The organism is uncultured Cardiobacterium sp. (genome assembly GCF_938028185.1).
GTDB lineage: Bacteria > Pseudomonadota > Gammaproteobacteria > Cardiobacteriales > Cardiobacteriaceae > Cardiobacterium.
In genome coordinates this window covers 1-1,868 of sequence record NZ_CALJAH010000333.1, presented here as the reverse complement: position 1 = coordinate 1,868, position 1,868 = coordinate 1, and the positions used below count along the sequence as shown (strand labels likewise).

The 1,868-nt window shown below is 60.8% G+C and carries 2 protein-coding genes; both read right to left on the bottom strand.

Going from position 1 to position 1,868, the window contains the following annotated elements; all coding sequences use genetic code 11:
* Positions 1 to 886 (bottom strand): malic enzyme-like NAD(P)-binding protein (locus Q0349_RS09795; RefSeq protein ID WP_298080718.1); only part of this gene is annotated, 886 nt, incomplete at its 3' end.
* Positions 887 to 1,027: 141 nt separating this feature from the next.
* Positions 1,028 to 1,759 (bottom strand): 23S rRNA (guanosine(2251)-2'-O)-methyltransferase RlmB, encoded by a 732-nt coding sequence (rlmB, locus tag Q0349_RS09790; RefSeq protein WP_298080717.1) that lies wholly within the window; start codon positions 1,757 to 1,759, stop codon positions 1,028 to 1,030.
* Positions 1,760 to 1,868: the final 109 nt, after the last annotated feature.

Below are 1,868 nucleotides of genomic sequence, written 5' to 3'. Positions count from 1 at the left end.
CTTCCGGCATGATTTCCGGCACCGGGTTGGCGAGCGCCAGCACCAGCGGTTTCGCCGCCATCGTCTTCACCATCTCGCCGGTGAGCAGTCCCGCCTGTGAGACGCCGAGGAAGACGTCCGCGCCAGAGAGCGCTTCGGCAAGACTGCGCGCGTCGGTCTTGGCGACAAACTCCGCCTTGCGTCCGTCGAGCTTGCCGGGGCGGCCTTCATAAATCGGCCCCTTGGAATCGCAGACGATGATGTTTTCCTTCTTCACGCCGAGATTGACGAACATATCCAGGCACGCCATCCCCGCCGCGCCCGCACCGGACGCAACAACACGCACCTTGCCAATGTCCTTATCCTGCAAGCGCAGCGCGTTAATCAGCGCGGCAGAGGCGATAATCGCGGTGCCGTGCTGGTCATCGTGGAAAACCGGGATGTTCATTCGCTCCTTCAGGCGGTTTTCAATTTCAAAACACTCCGGCGCCTTGATGTCTTCGAGGTTGATGCCGCCAAACGTCGGCTCCAGCGCGGCGACCGCTTCGATAAATTTCTCCGGGTCGGCCTGGTTCACTTCAATATCAAAGACATCAATCCCGGCGAACTTCTTGAAGAGTACGCCCTTGCCTTCCATAACGGGTTTACCGGCGAGCGCGCCGATATTGCCGAGGCCGAGTACGGCAGAGCCGTTGGAAATCACCGCGACCAAATTGGCGCGGGAGGTGAGGTAATCGGCTTGCAGCGGGTCGGCCTCAATCGCCTGACAGGCATAGGCAACCCCCGGAGAGTAAGCGAGCGACAAATCGCGCTGGTTGTCCAGCGCCTTGGTCGGGGTGACGGAAACCTTGCCTGCGGTCGGAAAGCTGTGATAACGCAGGGCTTCTTTTTTCAAAGAATCGCTCATGTTGAAATCTCCAAAGGGTTGCGAAAAAGTCGCGTAAGTTTAACAGAAAGCCACAAACACGGGTGTCGGTTTTTGCCGCCAAAGCGCACTGCGACGGGCGTTTACATACAGGATAGCGGGAAAGGTGACTGTAAACAGCCTTCAGGCCAACAGCCGCTGTCGCCGCGCCTCAAACAGCATCACGCCGCAGGCGACCGAGACATTGAGGCTTTCCATGCCATCCGCCATCGGAATCTGCACGAGGAAATCGCACTGCTCGCGCAGGCCGTGGCGGATGCCCTCGCCTTCGTTGCCGACGATGACCGCCAGCGGCACGGTCAAATCCGTCGCATAGAGCGATTGCGCCGCGCCGCCCGCGCCGCCGACCACCCAGATGCCCTGACGCTGCATCCGCTCCACCTCGCGCCGCAAATTGCTGACGCGGAACAGCGGCAGGATTTCCGTCGCGCCGCAGGCGACCTTCTCCACCACCGGCGTCACATCCGCCGCGCGACTGTTGGGAATCAGCACCGCATCCACCCCCGCCGCCGCCGCGCTGCGCAGGCAGGCGCCGAGATTGTGCGGGTCCTGGATGCTGTCCAGCAGCAAGAGCAGCGGTTTTTCCACCCCGGCGATGGCGTCTGTCCAGTCCGCCGCCTGCCCGCGCGCCTCGCTGACCGCCGCCACGCCCTGATGACGCACGCCGGGCAGCATCATTTCAATTTCATACAGCGCGACCGTCTCCACCGGCACGCCGCGCGCCTGTGCCTCGGCGACCAGCGCGGCGAGATTTTTCGATTTTTTGTTGTCGGCGACATAAAGGCGCAATGCCTTGCCGTCTGCCAATAATTGCTGCACGGTGTGAATGCCACCGCTGATTTTTTCGCGTTTCATAAATACTCCGAATGTGTGGGGTGGCTATTTTTGTAACTGGCCGATGCATTGTTGCGGGCGGTTACGCTGCGCTAACCGCCCCTACGGCTTGTTTCTACGGATTTCCATC